Origin of the sequence: Enterocloster aldenensis, from assembly GCF_003434055.1 — a bacterium.
Taxonomy (GTDB): Bacteria; Bacillota; Clostridia; order Lachnospirales; family Lachnospiraceae; genus Enterocloster; species Enterocloster aldenensis.
This window is the reverse complement of sequence record NZ_QVEX01000032.1, coordinates 1-24,384: the sequence shown is the minus strand read 5'-3', so window position 1 is coordinate 24,384 and position 24,384 is coordinate 1. Positions and strand designations below refer to the sequence as shown.

The window sequence follows — 24,384 nt, the reverse complement described above, 5'->3', positions numbered from 1 at the left end:
TTTTACATACTGTTCAATCTTCAATTATCAAGGTCCTCTGTCTGTTGTCTGTCTCGGCAACAGCTTTGATAGTATATCATAAGCTTTTGCTTTTGTCAACAGTTTTTTTAATTCTTTTGTTTTGTTGTTGTCTTGTTTTTCGACTGCAACTTTTATATCTTATCACAGTTTCCATATCCTGTCAACAACTTTTTTTATTTCTTTTAAAAACTCCCCCGCCGTTTTTTCGCGGTGGAACTATAATATAACACTACTTAATCAATATGTCAAGGGAATTTGTACCATTTTTTTGAACAATTTTAAATAATATTCCACAACTACTAAATATGCTTATTTTCTTTGAATTTTTCTATATTTTGTGGTTGTTAAAAAAATAGCTGGCATCCGTTGTTTCCAACTTCCTCCAGCTATTTGTCTATATTTAATATAATATATGAACAACTTAATCATTTCTTATCAGAAGATTCCCCTGACAATACCGCCTAATACAAAGTTTATCAGGTTGTAGCGGTACAGAAAGGTCAGCCATGTACTGGCATACACCTGCTCCTCCAGCATTTTTCCCAATGGTGTTGCTGAAAACAGGTTCAGGATAAATCCTGCCACCCAAAGAAAAAGCAATCCCTGGGCCAATCCCATGAGGGCGCCCGCTATATGGTTCAGCCCATATAAAATGGGCAGGCGTGCTATCAGATCCAGCCACCTGACAATCAGATGTATCAATATATACACTGCCAGGAACAGTACAATGGACGCAATGGCATTGATGAGCATGTCGGCCAGATACATACTGATGTATTCTGCAAACTGGTCCACGCCCAGCATTTTGTATATCTCACTGTTATTATTCTCCAGTAATGCGTCTTTTACAGACTGGGGCAGGTTCAGGCCCTCAATCAAAAGCCGCTGGGATGAGGGAAGCTGCGTTTCTTCCTGAGATGGTTCTTCCCACCCTGATATGTTCAAAATGACATTGGCCGCACTTTGACGTATGGACGGATTGTCTTTTATGAATCCGGTCATGTAGGGCGTTGCCATTTTTACTATAACTATAGTAAGTATCAGGGCCCCCAGGGATACGCACTGCTTAAGGAACCCACGGTAATGTCCGTAGAGTACCATGCCTACCAGAAATACACCTGCCCCGACGGACAGCCAATTATCTATCATCATGTGTTAAGCTTCTTTCAGTCTCGTTTTCAGTTTAATATCAGGCGTTCAATTGCGTCTGCAACCCCGTCCTCATCATTGGTCAGGGTTACCTGGTCAGCTGCACTTTTGGCTATCTCCAGACCGTTCCCCATGGCAATCCCGATACCGGCCGCCTTCAGCATGGTGACATCATTCTCGCCATCTCCAAATGCCATGGTCCTTTCCCTGCTGATTCCCAGGTGGCTGGCCAGCCACATAAGTGCATTGCCCTTAGTGGCGCCTTCAGCGTTGATTTCCAGATTATTATAGAGGGAAGAGCTTATGATGATTCCTTCCACTAAGGACAGCTCCTCCCTGAGTATCTCCCTGTCCTTTAAATCAGCCAGATATATATTTACCTTCTCAACATCCTTTTTGCATTGCTCCACATGGCGTATTACATCCGGCACCAAATCCCTGGTTGCCCGTACCATGTCCTGCATGACGCCGGAAAGGCCAAAATCAGCCATATGGTCAATGAAATCAGGCTGTGAAATGCCCCGTCCGTCAATGTAGGGATCGTACATGGCATTGTACTTTTTTACGATATTCAGTATTTCCAATGCTTTTACATTGGAAAGCGTGCATCTGGTCAGGCATCTGGCGCATCTCAGGTCGGCAACCGTCCCTCCGTTGGTGGTGATGGCATAATGGACGCCGGGCAGATTGCGGATTTCAGGCATGATGCCGTCTACCGCCCTTCCTGTGGTAGGGACGATTTCAATTCCCAGGTCAGAACATCTGAGCAGGGCTTCCTTATTACGCCCAGACAGGCGCTTCTGGCTGTCCAGCAAAGTACCGTCCAGGTCAAGTGCAATTATTCCTATGGATTTCATATAAAATGCTCCTCTTTTAATATAAGAAGTCCATCCTTATCATATTTAGATGAAAATATCCCTGTTAAGCGTTTGAAAAAGGAGGGGTTTTCTGCTTTATCAGCAGCTTCCTCAATAAGGTCTTCGGCATTGACCCTTGTCAGAGGGATTCCATCCTCTTCCATGATTTCAATGCGCTCATAAAGAGCCAGCATGCTTTTTCCGGAAATGCTGCAGTCAATGTCGCCAGCGTATCCACATGCATACTTGGCGAATTCATCAATATCCATCTCCTCATCATCCGGAATCTCCTCTTCCTCGGGAATCTCGGGCTCCGGGACTTTTTTAACAGATGCAGGGACTGCCTGATTCTTCTTAATGGATACCGGGCCCGTCTCATCTTTAGCAGATGCAGGGACCGTCCTATTCTTCTTAATGGATACCGGGCCTGTCTCATCCTTAGCAGATGTAGGAACCGTCCTATTCTTCTTAATGGATACCGGCCCTGTCTCATCCTTCTTAAGAGATGCAGGGACCGTCTCATTTACCTTATCCGAATCAGCTGCATTTAATTTCTGTACCGGATCAGGCTGGGGGGGCTGCATCTTGGCAACCGGTTTCTGCTGTTCCGGTCTTCTTTCAGGCTTAATCATTTCCTGAGCCGTCTGCTGGCGGGGCTGCTGTTCCTGTACAGCTGTTTTTGTCTCCTCCTGTGCCGGATGCGGCCGTCCCATTGTACGCACGGCCGGCTGGGGATTGTCCTGCCGCTTCACCTGTACCTGTCTTACAGGGCGCTTATCCTCTTTGGAGGCCTCGTACCCATCTTCCTTGTGCGGCGTGGATGTCCCGATATATTCAAACCGCTTTGCCAGCCCGGGATATATCCTGTGCAGGCCTGCCAGACGCTCTGCCGTGTCAATCAGGACCACATTCATGCCGGTTTCGTCCCTGGCCATCAGCTGGTTAAGCTCCTGCAGGATGGACTCCGTCATATCGCCGGCACCCTCAATTATCAAATCCTTGCCTGTAAGCTTATCTGAGATATTGAATACACCTTTGCCGTTGATTTTTTCTCCTGTAATCTTTGCAGCCTGGTTTTTTGCCCCGGTCTCCTTGTGAATCTTTTTTAAAGATTCAATGGCCTGTTCAAGTCCCTGCTGCGGCGTGGCAGCCTCTATCATAAGGTGATGGGCCTGCCTGACCGGACTCTTGCTGATATCCCGGATATCAGAAAGGACACGGGTCTGGGCCATTTCCACTTCCCTCCTAAATCCCTGGTCAGAAATCCTGGACATCTCCATGGCTAGGTTGGCCTGCACTTCCGCTTCATGCATACGCGCTTTCAGGGCCTTGTCCGTCATTGCGTCCGGGTCCTCCTCCGGCATCCACTCCTGATGCCCTGTAACTGCTTCTTCCGGCTCAATGGTCACCTGGTCATGGACCGGGGGATTCTCACCATCATCCTGCCCATAATCATCATATACGCCGGCTTCCTCATCATCATCTTCAGCATATCCGGCTTCTGCGCCGTATCCTTCCTGTGCATCATACCCGGCTTGCGCGCCGTGTCCTTGCTGTGCGGCATACCCGGCTTGCGCGCCGTGTCCTTCTTGTGCGGCATACCCGGCTTCCGCATCATATCCTTCACGTGCGGCGTACCCGGCTTCTGCGCCATATCTTTCCTGTGCGGCGTACCCGGCTTCTGCGCCATATCCTTCACGTGCGGCGTACCCGGCTTCTGCGCCATATCCTTCACGTGCAGCATATCCGGCTTCTGCGCCATATCTTTCCTGTGCGGCGTACCCGGCTTCCGCTCCATACCCTTCCTGTGGGGCGTACCCGGTTCCTCCGGCATATTCCTGATCCTCAGCATACACCGCTTCCCCGGCATATCCTTCATAATCCCTATCCTCAGCATATCCGGCTTCTCCGGCACCGCCAATAAATGCCGCGTCCTCGTCATAACCCGCTTCCGGGTCATACTCCGGTCCTTCCTCGTATCCAGGTTCCCTGGTATATACGACTTCCCTGCTGTAGGATGGCTCCTCTTCATATTCTTCTTCGTATCCAGGCTCCCTGGTAAATGCGGCTTCCCTGCTGCCCGCATCATGGGATGGACGATCAGTTCCGGCTTCATACGGAACCTGTCCGTCCCGGGAAATATCCTCATAACCTCCGGCCGGCTTACCCATGCGGTATTCTTTTTCAACTGCCCGGAGTTTTGCTTCATATTTATCCCGGTTCTCCACTAAATCCATCTGGTATGTGGTAAGCGGGGCAAACTGGATCTTCAGTTCCATGGCCTTTTCCACATATTTACCCAGACCGAACATGAGCATGATCTTATCACAGGCCATGATGCACAAATCGCCCATGCCGGCTTCCGCATACAGTTCTGCCAGCTCATAAAGCCACTTTTCATCCAGCTCAATGCCACAGTACTGCTCCAGGGTATGGATTAACTGCTCCACAGGCGCACCTTTTGCCCCCAGGATCATATATCGGAGTATATACTGTCTGGGATCGTCGGGAGCCAGGTCACAGAACTCCCTGTAATAATCCTCCGCCTCCCTGATGCTGCCCTCCTTTATGGCCAGCTCCGCCAGCTTAAACAGCAGGCGTTTACCGATAGGGGCACGTTCAAAGGCAAGCAGCAGGATATCCTTGGCCTCCTGATACTCTCCATTCTTCTCGTATATGGTGGCTACCATGGACAGGATATTGACATTGCGCACCCTGCGCCAGTCAATGGTATCCGCAATCTTCATGGCTGTCTCATAGTCGCCTTTGTTCACCATCTTCTTTATCTGCTCAACTTTAATGTTAAACTCGTATTTATCCATCTTTTGCATCTCCCTATAGCTAGTTCCCGGTATGGAAATCCCTGTCTCAAGTACTGGTGCCATATCAGCCTGTCTCACCGGCCAGCACCAGGATGTACCGGGATGTGTCTGAAAACCGTTTTGGGTCATCTGCCCTAAGGGGACACCTCTTAATGATTCCTTAAGGCTGATGACTGGAATGGATTTTCAAACGCACCCCAGTGTACTGACCATGTTGACATCCCTTGGGTTTTTACAAGAAGCCAACGTGCCACCACACTAGATTTCGGTCCTGCCTTCCAATGCCCGAAGAAGCGTTACTTCATCTATGTATTCCAAATCCCCCCCAACGGGAACCCCGCTGGCAATCCTGGTAACCTTAATCCCGGTGGGCTTTATCAGCTTACTGATATACATTGCTGTTGTCTCACCTTCCAGGCTGGAATTGGTTGCAATGATGACTTCTTCAACATCGGACTGAAGCCGCTGCATCAATTCCTTGAGTTTAATATCATTTGGGCCAATTCCCAGCATTGGGGAGATGGCTCCGTGAAGTACATGGTAAATACCATCATACTTGCCGGTCTTCTCATAGGCAGCCAGATCCCTTGTATTCTCAACCACCATGATGGTCTTATGGTTTCTCCTGTCACTGCTGCAGATTGGACACAGTTCCTTATCCGTAAGGGTAAAGCACTCCTTGCAGTAACGCACATTATTCCTGGCCCCGGTCATGGCAGCCGCCAGTTCCTCCACCTGCTCCTTGGGCATGTTGATGATGTGAAATGCCAGGCGCTGGGCCGATTTGGCCCCAACTCCCGGAAGCTTGGACAGCTCTTCTATTAATTTGGTAATCTGACTGCTGTAATAATCCATTAGAAAGGAAGGCCTCCGCCCAATGCCCCTCCAAGTCCGCCTGTCAGCTTGGACATGGCCTCGCTGCTCTCTGTTTCCATCTGGCGGAATGCCTCGTTGGTAGCTGCCATGATCAGATCCTCCAGCATCTCAATATCATCCGGGTCCACTACTTCCTCGGATAACTTGACAGACACAACTTCTTTTTTGCCGGATACGGTCACGCTTACAGCGCCTCCGCCGGATGTGGCTGTATATTCTTTTGACTCCAGTTCCTTAGTCGCTTCTTCCATCTGGCGCTGCATACGCTGCGCCTGCTTCATAAGGTTATTCATATTGCCAGGCATTCCGCCTGGAAATCCGCCACGTTTTGCCATGGTGTATTCCTCCTATATAATCTGTTATTTATTATTATTAATCTTCATATGTAATATCCATATGAATCTTATCTTCCAGCTCTTCTTCTGTTATATATATGGTGTTCAGCCTCTCGCCCTTACCGGCCAGCCTTGTCTTAAAGTAAATGGACCTGCCATAATTGGTTTCCACGTACCGCTCCAGCTCCCCAATCACGGTGGGACGCTTGCCCATGTCGTAGTTCATGGAATCCATGAACACAATGGTAAGGCACCCCTCGCCTCCAGGTTCCACAACCGTATCCCTGAGATAGGATTTGGCTCCCCCTCCTATGCTGCGGACAATCTTAGCCCACTCGTTACGGACCAGCTTTAAATCCTCCAGCTGGGCCTTAGGCAGGCTTACCTTTTCCGCCGGGACCTGGGGCTCTGCCTGAACCTGCGTGAACTGGGCCTGGGGAACCGGTCCTGCGGGGCTTCCCGGTGCCGCAGTCCCTGGTACGGCAGACGTCTGGGACGGTCCTGCCATGGGGATTGCCATGCGCCCGGCTTCCAGGTCTTCCATCTGTTCTTCCAGTTCTGCAAGACGCTGAAGGACGGAATCCAGATTGGGTTCCATGGACGGACGGGTTAGTTTAATCAGGGCCACCTCCACCAGCACCCGTTTCTGGGATGCATAGCGCAGCTGGTTGGATAGTTCGGAAAACACCCGGATATACCGCATCAGCGTGGGTCCGTCCGCCTTTTTCCCATCTTCCTTCAGCTGCTTTAAGTTTTCCTCTGACATATCCAGGAGTCCTTCCGCGTCATCCGCGCTCTGAATCAGGAGAAGGTTCCTCATGTACCAGATAAAGTCATTTACGAACTGTCCCAGTTCCCGTCCCTGGATTACAATTTCCTCCAGGGTACAGATACAATCCCTGGTCCTGCCTTCCACGACCGCACCGAACATCTGGCTGAACACGCTGGAATCCACCGCGCCCAGCACCTCCAGGGCATTGTCATAGGTCAGGACCTTCCCAAAATGAAAGGCCACGCACTGGTCCAGAAGGCTGAGTCCGTCACGCAGGGACCCATCGGCTGCCTTTGCAATGTACATCAGCGCCCTGTCCTCCACCTCAATGTGCTCTGCCCGGGTCAGTTCCCGCAGCCGGTCTCCTATGGTTTCCAGGGAAATCCTCTTGAAGTCATAGCGCTGGCAGCGGGACAGGATGGTAATCGGTATCTTATGGACCTCTGTTGTGGCAAGTATGAAAATCACATAGGAAGGCGGTTCTTCCAGTGTCTTAAGCAGTGCATTAAATGCCCCGATTGAAAGCATATGCACCTCGTCGATGATATAAACCCTGTACCTTCCTTCTGTGGGCGGATACTGGACCTGGTCACGGATATCGCGGATATTCTCCACGCCGTTGTTGGATGCAGCATCAATTTCCACCACGTTCATGGATGAACCTGACTGGATTGCCTTACATGTAGGACATTCATTGCATGGGCTTCCGTCCACCGGATGCTCGCAGTTGACCGCCCTGGCAAATATCTTTGCAATACTGGTCTTGCCTGTGCCCCTTGTTCCGCAGAACAGGTAGGCATGGCCGATTCGTTCCGACGTTATCTGGTTTTTCAGGGTCTGCACGATTGGGTCCTGTCCCTTTACATCCTCAAACGAGACAGGGCGCCATTTGCGGTATAACGCCGTGTATGACATTCTGATTACTCCTTGTTACATGGTTTATTCGTCGCCAAAGCTGATTCCCACCATCTTGGCTTCCCGGATCATGGAACTTTCCGGATCAACTGTCTTTAACTTTCCAGCCACCTCTGCAAGCGGCACTTTTGTAATATCATTATTTTTAACAGCTACCATATAACCGTATTCCTTGTCTGCTATGAGCCTGGCTGCTGCTGCCCCAAGCCTTGTGGCAAGGACCCGGTCATATGCGCAGGGTTCTCCGCCCCTCTGCATGTGTCCCGGCACCGTGACGCGCACTTCGCTGCCCGTGACTTCCTGTATCCTGGCCCCGATTTCATAGGCAACAGATGGATATACCATGCTGTTTTTCTTTTTCTCCTTCAGTTCCTTCTTGCTCATACCAGCTTCTTCCCTGGATATGGCGCCCTCCGCCACTGCCAGGATGGAGAAGCGTTTTCCAGCCTTGGAACGTTTGGTCAGGGCGTCGCATACAATGTTGATATCGTATGGGATCTCCGGGAGAAGTATGATGTCAGCGCCTCCGGCCAGTCCTGCATATAAGGTAAGCCAGCCCACCTTATGTCCCATAACTTCCACGATGAATACACGTCCATGGGATGCTGCCGTTGTGTGGATGCAGTCAATGGCATTGGTAGCCACATCCACCGCGCTCTGAAAACCGAATGTCATATCGGTACCCCAAAGGTCATTATCAATTGTCTTTGGAAGGGAAACCACGTTGAGTCCCTCTTCGCTGAGCATGTTGGCTGTCTTCTGGCTTCCGTTGCCGCCTAATACCACCAGACAGTCCAGTTTCAGCTTTTTATAGGTATGTTTCATGGATTCTACTTTATCCAAACCATTTTCATCGGGAATGCGCATTTGCTTGAATGGCTGACGTGATGTGCCGAGGATTGTACCGCCCTGGGTCAAAATACCTGAAAAGTCAGATGATTTCATAATCTGGTAATCCGCATACATAAGTCCCCTGTAGCCGTCTTCAAAACCAATGATTTCAACATCGTCGAACATGTTGTATAAGGATTTTGCCACACCTCTCATGGTAGCATTCAGAGCCTGGCAGTCACCGCCGCTGGTCAGCATTCCGATTCTTCTCATATTGCACTTCCTCCATATCAAACTATTGCTTACTTGTCAATGGTTCTATTATACCCATTTTGTAATTATAACGCAAAGGGTGTCCATGGGCAAGCATAAATTAAGGAACGAATCTGTCAGAAATATTAAGAAATGGGACATAAATCTGTGGGCAACAAATGTCATCTCCAGATTTATATCCCATTTTAAATTCCACGCACCTTGCTTTGTGCAATCGCCACGGACGTTACTCATGCAGTTAACTCGGTCCAGGCTGCCTCACGGCACACGAGAGGTTCCGCTTAGTGCTGCTGCATTCCTGCCCTGACACGGTTCACAGATTCCCGTTGCGTAAGACCCAAACGTCAACGCCACTTACACAAGGCAGCTCCGCAACGTGTTGCCCGAGGCAAGGTATCACCCCTGCTGGAGCGGATTGCAGGTTCAGGGCACCGCTATCTCCCCGGCTGCGTGGAAACTTTATGACTTAGTTGGGTGTTGCACACATTACATGCATATGATATACATTGTGTGTAACCGCCTGTTAAGTATAACTTGTGGGCGGGGTTTTGTCAAGGGGCGGGATTCCCGGCGCAATATCACATTTCACAGGGATACCTGAATCCCCACTGGCCTCTGATTGTATCCATTATCTCCATGACCCGGACAGTAGAGGCCTGGGGCATCTGAGGACACTCCGGACTCCCTTGCCTAATAGCCTTGCGGCACGCCTCCACCTCATACTCAAATCCGGTAATCTGGTCCGGGGTCTTAAAGCTTTCCACCAGTTCCCTGTTCATGTTATATAGGTCAATCCGGGCGCAGTTATTGATATTGTCTATTACCAGGAAACCCTTGTCCCCAAAGACCGTGCCCTGGCGGTCCGTATTGGCCAGGACCGTGGCATGCAGTACGGCAAGCCTGCCGTCCCTCCATGTAATTGTGATTCCCTCCGACACATCTGCGCCCTGGTCGTTAAATACTGCCCCGGAAGTAATGGATTCATAATCCTCCCCAAAAACCATAAGGGCAAAATTAATTGCATAAACCCCTACATCTAAAAGGGCGCCGCCGCCCAACGCCGGATTCATCAGCCGCTCCACGCCTGTCAGTTCATACCCCAGATTGGCTGTAATGGAGATTGGGGTCCCAATGGCCCCGCTGCTTATGATATCAGAAATCATCTTCCTGGACGGCAGATATCTGGTCCATATGCCCTCGGCGCACAATACCCCTGCCTGCCGGGCCATGGATAGTACTTCCCGTGCCTGAGGCGCATTGAGTGTAAATGCCTTTTCGCACAGGACATGTTTCCTGTGTCCAATACACAGCTTCATGTCTTCATAGTGACGGGAATGTGGGGTTGCCACATAAATCAGGTCAACCTCGCTGTCCGCAGCCAGCTCCTCATATGAGCCGTACGCCCTGCCAATCCCATACTCCCCGGCAAACCTCCCTGCCCGCTCCAGGGAGCGCGAACCAACGGCATGTATACATACCTCTTCCATCCCCTGTGCGGTTTGCACCATCTTGACTGCAATCTTACCAAGACCCATGATTCCTATCTTCAGCATCTGATTTCCTCCTTTATCTGCCTTCCCTGATTTTCCTGAAAAACTCTTTCATCATCCCGGAACATTGTTCCCCCAGGACACCTGGGCGCGTATCCACCTGATGGTTAAAACCGGGTTCGTGCAGCATATCCAGAACCGACCCCGCGCACCCCGCCTTGGCATTCATGCAGCCTATCACTACACGTGGAATCCTGGCCTGGACAATGGCGCCGGAACACATGGGACATGGTTCCAGGGTAACATACATGGTACAGTCCTCCAGCCTCCAGTCACCCAGTTTTTTACATGCCTTTTTCATGGAAATGATTTCTGCGTGGGACAGTACGCTCTTATCTGCATTCCTGCGGTTATATCCCCTGGCTATGATCTGTCCCTGGCGGACAATCACACATCCAATCGGCACATCCCCCAGGGCCGCGGCCTTATGGGCCTGACGGATTGCCTCGCGCATGAACCGTTCATCCGTCCTGAGCTGTTCTTTTTCTTCCTTCTCTGCCTTAAGGGCGGCAAGGCGCTTCTGCTCCATTCTCTTTTCCCAGTTCCTGCGCCTGGTCAGTTCCCCTTTCTGCTGCTGTGTATATGTCAGGTCCTGTTGGGCCTGGTTTATTTTATCTGCTTCCATAGACAGTGCTTCCTCTTTTTTTTCAACTCTGATTGTGTTATACTTTTTCATTATATAAGACAAGTCATAAAATGAAAAGGGATGGGTTTATTATATCATGAAAATTTGTGGACTGCAAAAGACCACACTGCTGGATTTCCCTGAGCGTGTGGCCTGTACGGTTTTTACCGGGGGATGTAATTTCCGCTGTCCGTTCTGTCATAACAGCGAACTGCTGGGCAGTGAAGCAGAGGAAGATTATACGGAAGAAGAGATATTTGATTTTTTACATAAGCGAAAGGGAATCTTGGAAGGGGTCTGTATAACGGGCGGGGAGTCGACGCTGCAGCCTGACCTGGAGGACTTCATCCGGCGTATCCGGTCAATGGGTCTGGCTGTAAAGCTGGACACCAACGGATACAGGCCAGGACTGCTGAAGGATTTATGTAAAAAAGGACTGCTGGATTTTGTAGCCATGGACATCAAGGCTTCCAGGGATGATTATGGGAAGGTCTGCGGGGTTCAGGGGCTGCATATGGAATATATAGATGAGAGCATTGATTTCCTCTTGTCCGGCAGCGTACCCTATGAATTCCGGACAACCGTTGTCCGCGGCCTTCATACTGCTGATGATTTCAGCAAAATCGGGCCGTGGATCAAAGGCTGCCCCAGGTACTACCTGCAGTGTTTTACGGAATCCGGCCAGGTGCTGGTTCCCGGCGTGTATTCTGACTTTACCAAAGATGAGATGCTGGTTTTTGCGGACCTGGTCCGCCCTTATGTAGACCAGGTATCCCTGCGCGGAATTGATTATTAATATAAAATCACAAACACGTTCTTTATTGGATTTATGTTCAGGACAGACATTTTAATCCTGGTTATCCATCCTTACATCTGCATACCAATAGCCAAAGCGGCCGTCCTGTGACGGCTGTTTTTTCGAGAGTACAAAATGCGGGAAGCCGAACATGGATGCCATGTATTTTTCATTGCTGTAATAATGGCCCGGTACTCCCAGGATATAACGGACCCTGCCCTGTTCTTCACTTCCGATGCGCGCAAGTATCAGGTACCGGTAATTATAATAACCGTGAAGCAGGAAGCTGTTGTTTCCGTAATTCCAGTTTTCCCTTGGCAAAAGACCGATATCCTGGGGCTTTATGGTAAGGATCTCGCATCCGTTGGCGCTGTCAAAGGCCTGTATCTTGGCGTAACGCTTACGGAATCCTTCCCAAAGCTTATGGGGCCCTATGTCTTCCTGTTCCTCTTCTTCGAGGCGCTGCAGGTCCTGGGGATTTCCCAAAAGTATGTCTTCCTCCCGGACATTGCCTGCCTGGACATTAGCCTCTGGGACATTGTCCTGTGGGGTATTATTCTGCGGGACATTACCCTGTTGGGCATTGCCCTGTGGGGCGTTATTCTGCGGGGTATTTCCCTGCGGGGCATTACCCTGTGGGGCATTGTTCTGCGGGGCATTTTCCTGTGGGGCGTTATTCTGCGGGGCATTTCCCTGTCTGGCATTGTTCTGCGGGGCATTTCCCTGTCGGGCGTTATTCTGCGGGGCATTTCCCTGTCTGGCATTTCCTTCTGTGGTATTCATCACAGGGGGGTTAACCACCGGGGCATTCACCGCCGGGGTATTCCAGCTCTCCGGCCGGCCGGCCGGCCATTACATTGGAATCAGGCCTCCTATCCTGGCGGAGAGCGGCCTCTTCTTCCGGCTGTGCCATGCCTCTTTGCGGCATTCCCCGATTGAATCTCATATTCTGTCTGGGCTGCATTCCTCTTCTATTCTGCATGTTGGGACAGGTTGGAATGGAAGAGCGGACCGGGACTCCGGTATCTGCCGAAGCAGGGTTCCCAATCCAGGCATCGGTATCTTCGGCGGTCTGTCCTTGGGTATCCGTATCAGATGGCATGGCGGTCTGGTTCGGGGTATTCCTATCCGGCGGCATGACAGTCTCACCCAAGGTATTCCTATCCGGCGGCATGACAGTCTCACCCAGGGTATTCCTATCCGGCGGCATGACAGTCTCACCCAGGGTATTCCTATCCGGCGGCATGACAGCCTGGCCCGGGGTATTCCTATCCGGCAGCATGGCAGCCTGGCCCGGGGTATTCCTATCCGACGGCGCCGGGGTCCTTGCCGGTTCCTGCGCCGCTCCCTGCCCGTTCTGTCTTACAGTGATATTGGCCCGTGGATAGCGGCCAGCCCTTCGAAGCATTTCACGCTGCCGCAAAGTACCGGATTCCTGCCAGAATTCCATACCCATCTGCTCCCCGGCCCTAGGCCATGCCCCCGTCTGTCCACCGGGCATCTGCGCCCTGTCCGAAGCCGGATGCATTCCCATTTCAGGCTTTGCAGCATTGTATTGTCCCATATTATTTTCTGGTTGTGTATCATTATACTGATACCACTGATTATCTGTGTTTTCCGCACATCCGGCTCCTGCCTCTGTCTCCATGGCAGACTCGCCCCACACAGGTATTTCATGGTCCTGAACCGTATTTTCCCCAGGCCACCCCGGCTGCGGATTATCTGTGGAGTCCCTTCCTGCCATTGCCTCATCTGCCAACTCAGCTCCGGCCAGCTTCACATCCGCTGATTCCCTTCCTGCCGTCACCGCATCTGCTGATTTTGCATCAGACATTTCCTTACCCGCAGATCCTGCTTCCTCCGGTCCTGCACCCGAGGATTGCGTTCCGGACAGTTCCCCTTCCAAACATCCGCTTCCAGCCGGTCCTGCTCCAAAAGGCCCCTCTCCTGACAGCTCTCCTTCCAGGGATTCCGTTCCCATCAGTTCCGTTCCGGAAGGTCCTGCTCCGGTCAGCTCCACTCCCACGGATTCCGGGGCGGGCTGCCCTCCATCCGCGGCCTCTGCGCCGGCCAGTTCCATATCCGCAGCCCCGGCGCCGGCCAGTTCCATATCCGCAGCCCCGGCGCCGGCCAGTTCCATATCCGCGGCCTCTGCGCCGGCCAGTTCCATATCCGCAGCCCCGGCGCCTGCCAGCTCCATATCCGCGGCCCCGGCGCCTGCCAGTTCCATATCCGCAGCCCCGGCGCCTGCCAGCTCCATATCCGCGGCCCCGGCGCCTGCCAGTTCCATCTGGTCATTCCCTGTGCCGGACGCTGCCGCTGTGCCGGTTTCCGGGACATCCGTGTTCCTGACGCCAGCCGGTTCCATGCTTCTGGATGACTCCAGTAAGGGAATCTTCTTATCGCCAATCTCCCTGGCCAGTTCCTCCACCTTTTTATGTATCTGCTGCTCGGAATCCCCCAGCCTGCCTGAGGTCACGTCTGCCAGTTCCACCTCTGCCGCATGGGCGACGGCGTCTTCCCAGATCGTTGTATATGCGCGCCATGAATCGTCTGCTTCATGGATGGTCAGGCCATAACAATGGTCCATGCTGTATCCGGAGTCAGCAGCATTTTCCACGGACACCACTGCCCTGAATTCACCGGAACCGCCCCTGATAAATATATTTCCCAGCAGTATTTCCTTGCCCGGAGCCAGCAGATAAACCCCAAGGTCGCTGCTTCCCACGTAGACTTTTTTTACATTTACGCTGAGCTTGCACTGCCCGTTCCTGGACTCCAGCTTGGCAAACCCGATATTTTTGCCTTTGACTTCCCCTTCGTAGGCATAGATATAAGATATCAATCTCCGATAATTGGTCATATTTTCACTCCTCGCACCCATAGTCTGCAGCTGCCCCGAAAACGGCCTATCTGCTTTTATAAATATTTTATGCAATTACCCCTTGAAAGTATGTTAGGAAAATGTTATCCTATATTTAAACAGAAATAAAAATTTTTTCCAAGTTGATGGCCGAGCAGTTTCCAGGGTCTGTTTGAAAATTTCGTTCCCTACGTCGGCGGGAATGGATTTTCAGGCACAGCCCATGGCAGACGGACATCTGCAACTATTATTAATGTATGGAAAGGTGGCAATTATTATGAGAATCATCAAAGCAAAAGATTATGACGACTTGAGCCGCAAGGCAGCCAACATCATATCAGCACAGGTCCTTTTAAAACCTGACTGCGTACTTGGACTGGCAACCGGCTCCACCCCAATCGGCACCTATAAGCAGCTGATTGAATGGTACGAAAAGGGCGACCTGGACTTTTCAGCAGCAAAGAGCGTGAACCTGGATGAATACAGGGGCCTGACAAAGGATAACGACCAGAGCTACTACTATTTCATGTATAATAACCTTTTCAAACACATTAATATTAACATGGAGAATACCAATGTTCCGGACGGAACAGAACCTGACAGCGAAAAAGAGTGCTCCCGGTATGAGAATGTAATTGAAGCTTACGGCGGCGTTGACCTTCAGCTGCTGGGCCTTGGACACAACGGCCATATTGGTTTTAATGAGCCGGATAAGGATTTCCCCCGGACCACACACTGCGTGGACCTGACCCAGAGCACCATTGAGGCCAATAAGCGTTTCTTTGCATCCGTTGACGACGTGCCCAAGCAGGCGTATACCATGGGTATCGGAACCATCATGAAGGCCCGTAAGATCCTTCTTGTGGTAAGCGGTGCAGACAAGGCACAGATCCTTCACGATGTACTCTGCGGACCTGTCACACCAGAGGTTCCGGCTTCCATCCTGCAGTTACATAGCGATGTAATTGTGGTTGCGGATGAAGCTGCCATGGCTAAATTATAATTACGGAAAGGGGATTGCCGCAGGGCAGTCCCCTTTTTTATATGCACTGGTGTTAACTTTTGTTTAAGCCCAGCAGCCTTTCTGCATTTTCATGCAACAGCAGTTCAAGCACCTCCGGTTCAAAGGGCAGGGTCCTGAACTGTTCCAGGCTCTGCTTTAAGGGCCTGACCGGATAACTGGTGGCAAACATCATACGGTAGCGCATGAATGAATTGGCCGCCCGTACAAACTGGTCCGCAAAGGGCATGTTGGGCAGGCTTAAGAAGAAATCCGGATAGCAGTATACGTTCATGCACTGGAGCGCGGTTCCAAGGAATTCCTCCACAAAGGGCCAGCAGCCATGGGATACGGTGAACGCGACCCTGGGGAAACGGAGGGCTGTATGCTGCACCGCGATGGGATTGCAATATGACAGATCCTCCCCTGCCAGGACGCTTAATGTAAATGCGCATATCAGGCCGTGTTCCTCACAGGCAGCGTAAACCGGGTCCAGCTTCCTGTCATCCACATAAACCGGAGGCATGGACCATCCCGGCTCCATGGCAATCCCCTTAATCCCATATGTCTTAACATAATATTCAATCTCAGCCACAGCCCCATCCACATCCGCGGGGTCTACTGCGGGAAATGATATGAACTGTTTCGGATACAGCATCTGAAGGCGGCACACATCCTCATTATCCACGGCTGCCATGCCCGGACGCACCTTCCTCCCCTGTACGACCTGCATGTCAATCCCGGACGCCGACAGTTCATCCATGTATAACCGGAAGTCCCCATGCCGGGCTGATTCAATCCCTATGCTATCCCTGTATATCCCGGGCACATCCTCCGGTCTCTCAAAATCATCTTCCATGGGCCTGGGAAAGAAGTTTCCCTTTGTTACAAAACTCTTATACGGAGGCCTTGTCCTAAAATCAATTACCATCCCTAATCCCCTCCTTGTTTTAGCATTGATATAATGAATAAAAAAGATTATTATATTGATATAGATAATATGTTATTACTTATCAATCACCGGAAAGGAGCAGACCATGACCCTCCGCCATCTCCGCATCTTTGTTGCAGTGGCCGAATCCCTTAATATGCACGCGGCGGCAAAGCAGCTTTATATTGCGCAGCCAGCCATAAGCCAGGCCATCTCTGAACTTGAGAACCATTATAATGTACGGCTTTTTGAAAGGCTGTCCAAAAAAATCTATATAACGCCGGCCGGAAGCCAGTTTCTTTTTTATGCAAAGCACATCCTCTCGCTGTTTGGCGAACTGGAACAGCAGATGAATGACACAACCGCGTATACGGAAGTTAAGATCGGGGCCACCATTACCATCGGCACCTGTCTGATGAACCATATACTGCATGAATTCCAATCCTGTTATCCTCAGGCCGAGGTACGGGTATCCATCAACACCCCGGACTATCTGGGCCCCTCCCTGGCCAGGAATGAACTTGATATCGCGCTGGTTGAAAGCCTCCCCACCAGCCCGGACCTGATATTTGAACCGTTTCTTGACGATGAGATGGTCCTTGTGGTAAGCCCTGACCACAAATTCGCCAAAACCAGATACGCCACCCTGGACGAAATCAGCGCGGAAAATTACATTGCCCGTGAGCCCAGCAGCACGCCGGAACTGTTTACGAACTTCATGGAAATCCACAACCATATTTTGAAAAGCACCTGGTTCTGCAATAATTCGGAGACAACCAAGCTGGCTGTCATCAATAATTACGGCATAACCGTCATCTCCAGGAGGATTGTGGAGCAGGAGCTGAATCACGGTTCCCTGGTGGAGGTGGCCCTGGAAGGCGGTCCGCTGTCAAGAAAGTTTTATATGGTGTATCACAAAAACAAGTTCTTCACCAATGCCCTTTTAGACCTTAAGGAAATATGCCTGGATTTAGAAGTGACCCTTCCGGCTTGAACCTGACCCCAGTTACCTGCACAGGGAAATCATTCCCGCGAACATGATCAGTATATTGATTACATAAGCAAATGCACGCTGGCTAAGACGCCTGCAAAGCAGCCCTCCCGCAAAGATACCGGACAGCACAGGAAGCACGCCCGCGGCAAACAGACGGAGGGATTCCCGGTTCAGGGTTCCCATCAGCATATACTGGAGCACCGTAATCAGGCTGACAATTGTCCACAAAAGCGCCATGGTGGCCCTGAATCTGTTTTTCTCCTCCAGTTCCTGCTGCGCATATAAAAGTATCAGGCTTCCTCCTGAGGATATGGCGCCCTGGACAATCCCCCCTGCAATCAGGCATCCCCTTAAGGCCCAGGCCGGAAGGTGCATCCCCGCTGCCCGGGGTATCCAAAGCTTCATGATCCCATATCCGCCAATGACCAGCATGAAGCCGCCCAAAAGATGTTTTAACGCATCCACGTCCAAGGTCTTCAGACCGTATACGCCTATGGGAAGTCCTATGCACATGTAGAAAAGGATCCGGAAAAGCCGCTTAAGGTCCACATGTCTCCAGTTTTTTACTGCAATAAAGAGATTTAAGACGCAGGTCATGGTGGAAGCCATGATGACTGCCTTTGCATCAAACAGCTGGGTCAGGAAGGGTATGCTTATCATGCCGGCCCCAAATCCACCCACGGCCCCCAGCACATTGGCTGCAAACAATATGGACATATAACACAGGAGAAGCAGCGGGTCATTCATGCCAGCGCTCCTGCTGAATCCAGTATCATCCGGAAGAACCTGTCATTGTCCATCTCAAACACCACTTTTACATTTTCCGGTTTTCCGGACCGGTGGGCATAGTCGCAGATGGTGGCGCCGGATAAAGGACCTGGTTCCGTGGGGATTTCCACATACATCATCTCGCTTTTGGTTACAACAAAAGGGTCGATGATACCTGCCACCGCACATGCGTCATGGACCGGACAGCCCCCCAGGTCAATCCACACCCGGTTGTGCATGTTCCAGAACTCCTGAAGCAGGCAGGACATCATAAGTCCGGTCCTGTTGCCCAGCGCTTTCAGCGAATCCAGGAAATCCTGCCCGAACAGTGTCCTGTATGTAACATCGTAGCCGTACATGGTAATGGGCAGGCCGCTTTCAAATACTATCTTTGTGGCCTCGGCGTCCAGATATGTATTGAATTCCATGAACGGCCTGGTCAGGATGAAGTGGCAGGTGCCGCCCATAAGGGAGATGCACCGCACCTTTTCCTCGCACAGCTCAGGGAATGTGCGGATTAACAGCCCCAGGTTGGTAAGGGGGCCTGTGCCAATCAGCACCACCTTTTCCCTGCTGTTCCTGAGTACGTCCGCCATCACCTCCACCGCTTTACGGTCCGATGGTTTTAAAGGGTTGTCCCGCGGAAAATCAAAACCGTCCAGTCCGCTGACCCCATGGCACCCTTCCGAATCCGTTCTTGTATAGGCCCGTACAATGGGGCGGCTGGCCCCTGGGGCCACAATGCATTCTGCCCCGCAGTAATTGAGGATATTGAGGGTGTTCCTCACCACCTTTTCCATCACCTTATTGCCCGCCACATTGGTGATTGCCTTTACGTCCAGACGCGGGCTCCCAAGCGCCAGGACCAATGCCACCATATCATCGTGGCCCGGATCACAGTCTATGATTACCGGAATTTTTTCCATAGGTCTTTTCCTCTCTTTCCGCTTCCTTCATTTCCTTCCTGATCCGTTTTTCTTTTACCTGCTGTTCATGGGCAGAGTAGATGATGATGCCTGCAATGGACACAACATAAGGTATGGCCATCACAACATCCGAAGAAAATGAATTAATCTGCAGCACATTGGCGACCGCGTTGGCGCTTCCGAATAACAGGGAAGCAATCATGGCCCCTATGGGGTTGCCGCGCCCCATTGCATCTGCGGCCACTCCGATAAAACCGCGGCCCGCTGTCATATTCACAATGAATACCTGCATATTGCCCATGGACAGGTACATGCCTCCAAGGGATGCAAAGAGGCCGCTGAGTCCCAGGGCGATCAGCTTTACCTTTGTAGGGTTCTCCCCCACAGACCTGGCGGCGCTGCTGTTTTCCCCCACTGCCCGGATCCTGAGTCCCAGGGGCATCCGGTACATCAGGAACCAGACCACGATGACCAGGATGAACGCCACATAGGTAAATACGTTATGGCCTGATACAATATCCCCCAATACGGGTATGCTCCGGATGACAGGTATGTCAATGCCGGGAATCCCCATGCTCTTAACCATGGATGAGGAACCCTTATCCCCGGTAAAGGCATACAGGATCATTACGGCGGCCCCTGAGGTAAAGGTGTTGATGGCCACGCCTGTCAGTATCATGTTGGTATTCATCATGATATGGAAATACCCCATGAAGATTCCCATGACCACACCCACCGCCATCCCGCAGACCAGGGCCAGCCAAATGTTTTTTGTATATGCGCTGACCAGCACGCCTGTCAGGGCGGACATGATCATGGTGCTGTCTATGGTAATGTTGGTCACGCCGCCCTTTCTGGCAATCAGGGAGGACAGGCTGGCAAAGATAAGGGGCGTGGAAACACGGATAATGGTATAGAAAAAGCCGGTTGTCAGGAAATTCTGCAATATATCCATTGATTATGCCTCCTTTGCCTTTTGCGTATTGTACTTAACCCTGAGTTTCTGCTGGGTCCTGGCCAGAAATGCATTGGCTCCGATAAACAGGATCATGACAGCCTGAATGATCATTACGATTTCACTTGCCACATCCGAAGAGCGGTTCATGATGTCCGCGCCCGTCCTTACATATCCCAGGAACAATGCGGAAAACAGGATATATTGAGGCTTATACCTGGCAAGTGTGGCTACCATGATACCGTCCCACCCCAGATTGGTCAGGGAAAACCAGGCAAACCTGGGATTGCGCCCGAACATTTCCATGCCCCCGCCAAATCCGCTGAGCGCGCCCCCGATGAACTGGGCCAGCACGCACATGGCAAATACGTTGATTCCAATGTATCTGGCATAGTTGGGATTGGCCCCTATGAGGCGGATGCTTAAGCCCCACTTGGTTTTGTACAGGAAGAACCAGGTCAGCACAATTGCAATGAGCGCAATAATCAGGTTGGCGTTTACCTTTGTCCCATCAATCAGCGTGGGGAGGAAGCTGTCCTTGGGCAGCGGATAGGAGCCCGAGGAGGTGGAGGTGATGTCCATGAGATAATTGCTGAATATGTAATTCCCGATATAAAATATTACATAGTTAAAAAGCAGGGAGACCACAAAGGCATCCGTACCGTATTTCAGGTTCACGATCATGGGGAGCAGCGCCATCAGCCCGCAGACAACCAGCACCACCGCCATGGAGACCAGTGTCAGGCTGTGGCCATGTACCACGGTAAGCTTCAGGGATACCGCCGCTGCCATAAGGCCGCCGAAGTAATAACACCCTTCGCCGGACAGGGTGCGCTTGCCGGTGGCCCAAAGCACGCATACACCCAGGCCTACGTAAATCAAGGGCACGGTATTCTCTATCAGGTTCCCCATCCTTCGCGTGGAGGTAAACGGCCCCAGCAAAAAGGCGTGGAGGGCCTCCATAGGCTCGTCGCTGACAATCAGGATGATTACGAAGGCTGTCAGCATTGCAATGACAATTGCAAGCAGGACCTTTACAAAGGAAAATGTCTGGTTCAGTCTGTTATTGTTCATAAAATGCCTCCTTTATTTCCTCCGGAGTCTGCTTTTTTATCCCCAGCATGTATTCTCCCAGGGTTTCCTCGGTAATTCCCTGAAGGCTTTTAAAATACGCTGCGATTTCGCCTTCATACATCACGATCAGGGAATCGCTGAGTTCCATGATTTCCGCCAGGTCTGCGGAACTTATAAGGATGGCCGCGTCCCTGTCCCTTAGTTCGAATATCTTCTCATGTATGAATTTGGTGGCTCCTATGTCAATGCCCCTGGAAGGCTGGTCAATGACAATCAGGTCCCTGGGCATGGAAAGCTCCCTGGCAACCACCACCTTCTGGATGTTGCCGCCGGACAGCATGTCCACGGTCTGCTTCTCGCTGTCACATTTCACGGTGAATTCCCGGATCAGCTCCCTGGATTTCCGGGTCAGCTGCTTTTCCTTCACAATGCCTGCCTTGGAGATTTCAGGGTCCGAAAGCCGGTTGGCCAGAAGGTTTTCCTTAATCGTGGCTTCGCTGGCAACGCCAAACAAAAGCCTGTCCTGGGGTATATACGCGGTCTTGGCAATATCCCGGATGTTTCGGATGGACATCCCGGATACGTCGTGGCGCTTTATCCGGATCTTCCCTCTCTGGATAGGCCGCAGGCCTGTGATGCACTCCAGCAGCTCCCTCTGCCCGTTTCCTTCCACCCCTGCTATGCCAAGGATTTCCCCGCTCCTTACCGTGAAGCTCACATCATTCACCTTGAGCTTTCCTTCCCCATATCCATGGTACAGGTGCTCCACCCTTAACACCACATCCCGGGGCCGGGCCTGTTTCTTTTCCAGGTCCATCTTGACTTCACGCCCCACCATCAGCCGCGAGATATCGGATTCCGTAATATCCTTTACATCATATACCCCCATGGACTGCCCGTTCTTCATGATGGTGATCCTGTCGCATATCTGCTTGACCTCACGGATCTTGTGGGAGATGAATATGACTGTGTGCCCATGTTCCTTTAACAGGATAAGCTGCCGAAACAGTTCCTCTGTTTCCTGTGGCGTCAGCACGGCTGTGGGTTCGTCCAGTATAAGTATCCTGGCGCCGCGGTACAGGGCCTTCAGGATTTCCACCCTCTGCTTCATCCCTACCGGCAGGTCCTCCACCCGGGTGTCCGGGTCAATGGGAAGCTGGTACATCCGGGCGATACGCCTGGTTTCCTCCACTGCCTTTGCCCGGTTGATGAAGATACCCTTTTTTGGTTCTTCCCTCAGCATCATGTTCTCAGACACAGTAAGGGATGGCACCAGCATGAATTCCTGATGCACCATACCGATTTTCAGGTTGATTGCCTCGGCCGGGCTGTTGATACGGACCGGCCTGCCTTCAAACAGCACTTCACCTTTGTCTATTTTTTCTAATCCAAACAGCATTTTCATGAGTGTGGATTTGCCCGCTCCGTTTTCCCCCATAACGGCATGGATTTCCCCGTAATCCACACTGAAATCCACATCCTTGTTGGCAACCACACCATTGGGATAAATCTTAGTGATTCCTTTCATTTCAATTGCAGGCGTCTGCATACCATGTCCACCTTCCTGATTTTATCGGGTAAAAATGGGAAGGCAGGCTTTTTTCAAAACTTGCCCTCCCATGTCAGCATGTGCATTGTTATTGTGCGGAACTGATGATCCCATCAATCTCCTCTGCATCCATACCGATGGCAGTTGGTACCGTCACTTCCCCGCTTCCAATCTTACCCTCATACTCTGTCACCACCGCCTTCACCTCATCGGGCAGCTGCGCCTCATAATATTCGTTCTTAACCACGCCGGCCCCGTCTTCCTTCACCCCTACTGTTTCCTGGGACCCAAATGGAAGCTCGCCCTTGGCGAATCTTTCATAGGCAGTGCTTACGGCGTTGTCCACCTTTTTCATGACAGATGCAAGAATCACCTTCTCCAGGCTTTCGTCGCTGTTGGCGTATTTGGCAGCCACATCCTGGTCATTACCAATGGCTGAAACGGATTTATCCCTGGCAGCTTCATATACGCCTACCGCCGCGTTGCCGCAGGCCGGGAAAAGTACGTCCGCGCCATCCGTGATCTGGGCAAGGGCCAGTTCCTTTGCAAGGGTTGCATCATTAAAATCATTGGTAAACGCAACCGCCACCTTTATATCAGGATTGACTGCCTGGGCGCCGGATATGAAACCTACCATAAAGTCATAGATAACAGGTATTTTGGTGGCGCCCACAAAACCGATATAATTTGACTTTGTCATGCTTGCCGCAATCACCCCGGCCATATAGGCGGCTTCATTCTGATGGAAATCCATGGCATATACATTGGGCATGTCCACGGAATCAAAATCCAGGTTCACATCGTAACAGATGAACGGGATTTCCGGATACATGGGCGCAACGGTCTGAATGGTATCCTTCATCAGGGAACCCCCGGTGATGATAAGGTCATAATCCTCTTCACACAGGTCGCTCATGGCCGCCTCCCATTTAGCGGAATCCGTCACGGCCGTGCCCAGTTCTATGATGTCCAGCTCGGCCCCGATTTTGTCAGCAATTGCTTCCGATGCCCGGCATGCCAGGTCGTGGGTTCCCCCGTCCCCACGGACATTGGGCAGGACGGTAACCATCTTCTTTACCTCTTTTGACATTTCCTCTGACTGTCCTTCTGACGCCTCTTTTGTACTCCCGCCGGTGTCATCTGCTGCCACGGCCGCTGTGTTTGTGTCCTTTTTCTCCTCTGCCGGCCTGGCTCCCCCGCACCCAGCCATGGACAGTACAAGCGTCACCGCTGTAAACATTGCAACCAACCTTCTCTTCATTGTGCTACCTCCCTGAATCGTTTTTAAAAATACGTTTTAACTGCTATGTTGTATAAACAGTATAGCATTGTATATTGATATCGTAAAATATATATTCTTTATTAGTCTGATAAGCATTTACTTATTATAGTTATATTCTTTTGTTATATTTTACCAATAATTCCATCTATGTCCATATTACAGGGTCCAGGCAAAATAAAAGGTTCTATACTGAATGTTGGGGTGTACTGAAAAGCACACT

General features: G+C 51.1%; 20 protein-coding genes, 1 other RNA gene and 1 pseudogene. 3 read left to right on the top strand and 19 right to left on the bottom strand.

All coding sequences use genetic code 11. The annotated features are described in order from the left end of the window. Positions 1-456: 456 nt before the first annotated feature. From DWX59_RS27985 to tadA, 10 genes are all read right to left on the bottom strand, one after another. On the bottom strand, positions 457-1,173 hold the full coding sequence (locus DWX59_RS27985) for a CvpA family protein (protein WP_117563423.1): 717 nt from the start codon (positions 1,171-1,173) through the stop codon (positions 457-459). Positions 1,174-1,199: 26 nt separating this feature from the next. Next, positions 1,200-2,027, bottom strand: coding sequence for a Cof-type HAD-IIB family hydrolase (locus DWX59_RS27980; protein ID WP_117563422.1), 828 nt, complete (start codon positions 2,025-2,027; stop codon positions 1,200-1,202). Beyond that, positions 2,024-4,849, bottom strand: coding sequence for a hypothetical protein (locus DWX59_RS27975; RefSeq protein ID WP_117563421.1), 2,826 nt, complete (start codon positions 4,847-4,849; stop codon positions 2,024-2,026). The genes DWX59_RS27980 and DWX59_RS27975 overlap by 4 nt, the downstream gene beginning before the upstream one ends. A gap of 258 nt (positions 4,850-5,107) precedes the next feature. After that, positions 5,108-5,704, bottom strand: coding sequence for a recombination mediator RecR (gene recR, locus DWX59_RS27970; RefSeq protein WP_117563420.1), 597 nt, complete (start codon positions 5,702-5,704; stop codon positions 5,108-5,110). Next, positions 5,704-6,060 (bottom strand): YbaB/EbfC family nucleoid-associated protein, encoded by a 357-nt coding sequence (locus tag DWX59_RS27965; protein WP_117563419.1) that lies wholly within the window; start codon positions 6,058-6,060, stop codon positions 5,704-5,706. Before DWX59_RS27965 ends, recR begins: the two co-directional genes overlap by 1 nt. Positions 6,061-6,097: 37 nt before the next feature. Then, on the bottom strand, positions 6,098-7,747 hold the full coding sequence (gene dnaX, locus DWX59_RS27960; RefSeq protein WP_117563418.1) for a DNA polymerase III subunit gamma/tau: 1,650 nt from the start codon (positions 7,745-7,747) through the stop codon (positions 6,098-6,100). A 24-nt stretch (positions 7,748-7,771) separates the two neighbouring features. Then, positions 7,772-8,851, bottom strand: a complete 1,080-nt coding sequence (locus DWX59_RS27955) for a 6-phosphofructokinase (RefSeq protein ID WP_117563417.1) — start codon at positions 8,849-8,851, stop codon at positions 7,772-7,774. A gap of 192 nt (positions 8,852-9,043) precedes the next feature. Then, an RNA gene (ffs, locus tag DWX59_RS27950) (signal recognition particle sRNA large type) lies at positions 9,044-9,305 on the bottom strand. Between the two features lie 124 nt (positions 9,306-9,429). Beyond that, positions 9,430-10,401, bottom strand: a complete 972-nt coding sequence (locus DWX59_RS27945; RefSeq protein WP_117563427.1) for a Gfo/Idh/MocA family protein — start codon at positions 10,399-10,401, stop codon at positions 9,430-9,432. A gap of 16 nt (positions 10,402-10,417) precedes the next feature. Then, on the bottom strand, positions 10,418-11,026 hold the full coding sequence (gene tadA / locus DWX59_RS27940; RefSeq protein ID WP_117563416.1) for a tRNA adenosine(34) deaminase TadA: 609 nt from the start codon (positions 11,024-11,026) through the stop codon (positions 10,418-10,420). 97 nt (positions 11,027-11,123) lie between these two features. On the opposite strand from tadA, the gene DWX59_RS27935 reads away from it, so the two are divergent. Then, on the top strand, positions 11,124-11,822 hold the full coding sequence (locus DWX59_RS27935) for an anaerobic ribonucleoside-triphosphate reductase activating protein (protein ID WP_117563415.1): 699 nt from the start codon (positions 11,124-11,126) through the stop codon (positions 11,820-11,822). A gap of 51 nt (positions 11,823-11,873) precedes the next feature. Here the strand turns inward: DWX59_RS27935 and DWX59_RS30310 are convergent. Both DWX59_RS30310 and DWX59_RS29535 read right to left on the bottom strand, forming a co-directional pair. Further along, positions 11,874-12,323 (bottom strand): annotated as a pseudogene (locus DWX59_RS30310) (DUF6128 domain-containing protein); the annotation flags it as partial. 292 nt (positions 12,324-12,615) lie between these two features. Beyond that, positions 12,616-14,685: a hypothetical protein gene (locus DWX59_RS29535; RefSeq protein ID WP_235845206.1), complete on the bottom strand. Its 2,070-nt coding sequence runs from the start codon at positions 14,683-14,685 to the stop codon at positions 12,616-12,618. 277 nt (positions 14,686-14,962) lie between these two features. On the opposite strand from DWX59_RS29535, the gene nagB reads away from it, so the two are divergent. Then, a complete protein-coding gene (nagB, locus tag DWX59_RS27910) occupies positions 14,963-15,688 on the top strand; it encodes a glucosamine-6-phosphate deaminase (RefSeq protein ID WP_117563425.1) in 726 nt (241 codons plus the stop codon). Positions 15,689-15,740: 52 nt separating this feature from the next. Here nagB and DWX59_RS27905 read toward each other — a convergent pair whose 3' ends face one another. Further along, positions 15,741-16,616 carry an amidohydrolase family protein gene (locus DWX59_RS27905; protein WP_117563414.1) on the bottom strand — a complete coding sequence of 292 codons (876 nt, stop codon included), beginning with the start codon at positions 16,614-16,616 and terminating at the stop codon, positions 15,741-15,743. 106 nt (positions 16,617-16,722) lie between these two features. Here DWX59_RS27905 and DWX59_RS27900 point away from each other — a divergent pair, with 106 nt between their 5' ends. Beyond that, positions 16,723-17,610, top strand: coding sequence for a LysR family transcriptional regulator (locus tag DWX59_RS27900; protein WP_117563413.1), 888 nt, complete (start codon positions 16,723-16,725; stop codon positions 17,608-17,610). 12 nt (positions 17,611-17,622) lie between these two features. On the opposite strand, the gene DWX59_RS27895 is transcribed toward DWX59_RS27900, so the two are convergent. The 6 genes from DWX59_RS27895 to DWX59_RS27870 form a co-directional block, all read right to left on the bottom strand. After that, positions 17,623-18,357, bottom strand: coding sequence for a sulfite exporter TauE/SafE family protein (locus DWX59_RS27895; protein WP_117563412.1), 735 nt, complete (start codon positions 18,355-18,357; stop codon positions 17,623-17,625). Then, entirely contained in the window at positions 18,354-19,304 is a 951-nt protein-coding gene (locus DWX59_RS27890) for a nucleoside hydrolase (protein WP_117563411.1), read from the bottom strand. Before DWX59_RS27890 ends, DWX59_RS27895 begins: the two co-directional genes overlap by 4 nt. Beyond that, on the bottom strand, positions 19,273-20,259 hold the full coding sequence (locus tag DWX59_RS27885) for an ABC transporter permease (RefSeq protein ID WP_227116656.1): 987 nt from the start codon (positions 20,257-20,259) through the stop codon (positions 19,273-19,275). Before DWX59_RS27885 ends, DWX59_RS27890 begins: the two co-directional genes overlap by 32 nt. A 3-nt stretch (positions 20,260-20,262) precedes the next feature. Then, complete coding sequence (locus tag DWX59_RS27880; protein ID WP_117563410.1) at positions 20,263-21,333, bottom strand: ABC transporter permease; 1,071 nt, start codon at positions 21,331-21,333, stop codon at positions 20,263-20,265. Continuing rightward, on the bottom strand, positions 21,323-22,861 hold the full coding sequence (locus DWX59_RS27875; RefSeq protein WP_353626787.1) for an ABC transporter ATP-binding protein: 1,539 nt from the start codon (positions 22,859-22,861) through the stop codon (positions 21,323-21,325). The genes DWX59_RS27880 and DWX59_RS27875 overlap by 11 nt, the downstream gene beginning before the upstream one ends. Positions 22,862-22,970: 109 nt before the next feature. Beyond that, positions 22,971-24,143, bottom strand: coding sequence for a BMP family lipoprotein (locus DWX59_RS27870; RefSeq protein ID WP_117563408.1), 1,173 nt, complete (start codon positions 24,141-24,143; stop codon positions 22,971-22,973). Between the last annotated feature and the right edge of the window lie 241 nt (positions 24,144-24,384).

Excerpts from the sequence above, each read along its gene's own strand:
- DWX59_RS27870 (WP_117563408.1), bottom strand. The coding sequence starts at position 24,143 with ATGAAGAGAAGGTTGGTTGCAATGTTTACAGCGGTGACGCTTGTACTG.
- DWX59_RS27900 (WP_117563413.1), top strand. The coding sequence starts at position 16,723 with ATGACCCTCCGCCATCTCCGCATCTTTGTTGCAGTGGCCGAATCCCTT.
- recR (WP_117563420.1), bottom strand. The coding sequence starts at position 5,704 with ATGGATTATTACAGCAGTCAGATTACCAAATTAATAGAAGAGCTGTCC.
- DWX59_RS27905 (WP_117563414.1), bottom strand. The coding sequence starts at position 16,616 with ATGGTAATTGATTTTAGGACAAGGCCTCCGTATAAGAGTTTTGTAACA.
- DWX59_RS27875 (WP_353626787.1), bottom strand. The coding sequence starts at position 22,861 with ATGAAAGGAATCACTAAGATTTATCCCAATGGTGTGGTTGCCAACAAG.
- DWX59_RS27985 (WP_117563423.1), bottom strand. The coding sequence starts at position 1,173 with ATGATGATAGATAATTGGCTGTCCGTCGGGGCAGGTGTATTTCTGGTA.
- DWX59_RS27935 (WP_117563415.1), top strand. The coding sequence starts at position 11,124 with ATGAAAATTTGTGGACTGCAAAAGACCACACTGCTGGATTTCCCTGAG.
- DWX59_RS27955 (WP_117563417.1), bottom strand. The coding sequence starts at position 8,851 with ATGAGAAGAATCGGAATGCTGACCAGCGGCGGTGACTGCCAGGCTCTG.
- DWX59_RS27890 (WP_117563411.1), bottom strand. The coding sequence starts at position 19,304 with ATGGAAAAAATTCCGGTAATCATAGACTGTGATCCGGGCCACGATGAT.
- nagB (WP_117563425.1), top strand. The coding sequence starts at position 14,963 with ATGAGAATCATCAAAGCAAAAGATTATGACGACTTGAGCCGCAAGGCA.
- DWX59_RS27895 (WP_117563412.1), bottom strand. The coding sequence starts at position 18,357 with ATGAATGACCCGCTGCTTCTCCTGTGTTATATGTCCATATTGTTTGCA.
- DWX59_RS27975 (WP_117563421.1), bottom strand. The coding sequence starts at position 4,849 with ATGGATAAATACGAGTTTAACATTAAAGTTGAGCAGATAAAGAAGATG.
- DWX59_RS27980 (WP_117563422.1), bottom strand. The coding sequence starts at position 2,027 with ATGAAATCCATAGGAATAATTGCACTTGACCTGGACGGTACTTTGCTG.
- DWX59_RS27885 (WP_227116656.1), bottom strand. The coding sequence starts at position 20,259 with ATGGATATATTGCAGAATTTCCTGACAACCGGCTTTTTCTATACCATT.
- dnaX (WP_117563418.1), bottom strand. The coding sequence starts at position 7,747 with ATGTCATACACGGCGTTATACCGCAAATGGCGCCCTGTCTCGTTTGAG.
- tadA (WP_117563416.1), bottom strand. The coding sequence starts at position 11,026 with ATGGAAGCAGATAAAATAAACCAGGCCCAACAGGACCTGACATATACA.
- DWX59_RS27965 (WP_117563419.1), bottom strand. The coding sequence starts at position 6,060 with ATGGCAAAACGTGGCGGATTTCCAGGCGGAATGCCTGGCAATATGAAT.
- DWX59_RS27880 (WP_117563410.1), bottom strand. The coding sequence starts at position 21,333 with ATGAACAATAACAGACTGAACCAGACATTTTCCTTTGTAAAGGTCCTG.
- DWX59_RS29535 (WP_235845206.1), bottom strand. The coding sequence starts at position 14,685 with ATGACCAATTATCGGAGATTGATATCTTATATCTATGCCTACGAAGGG.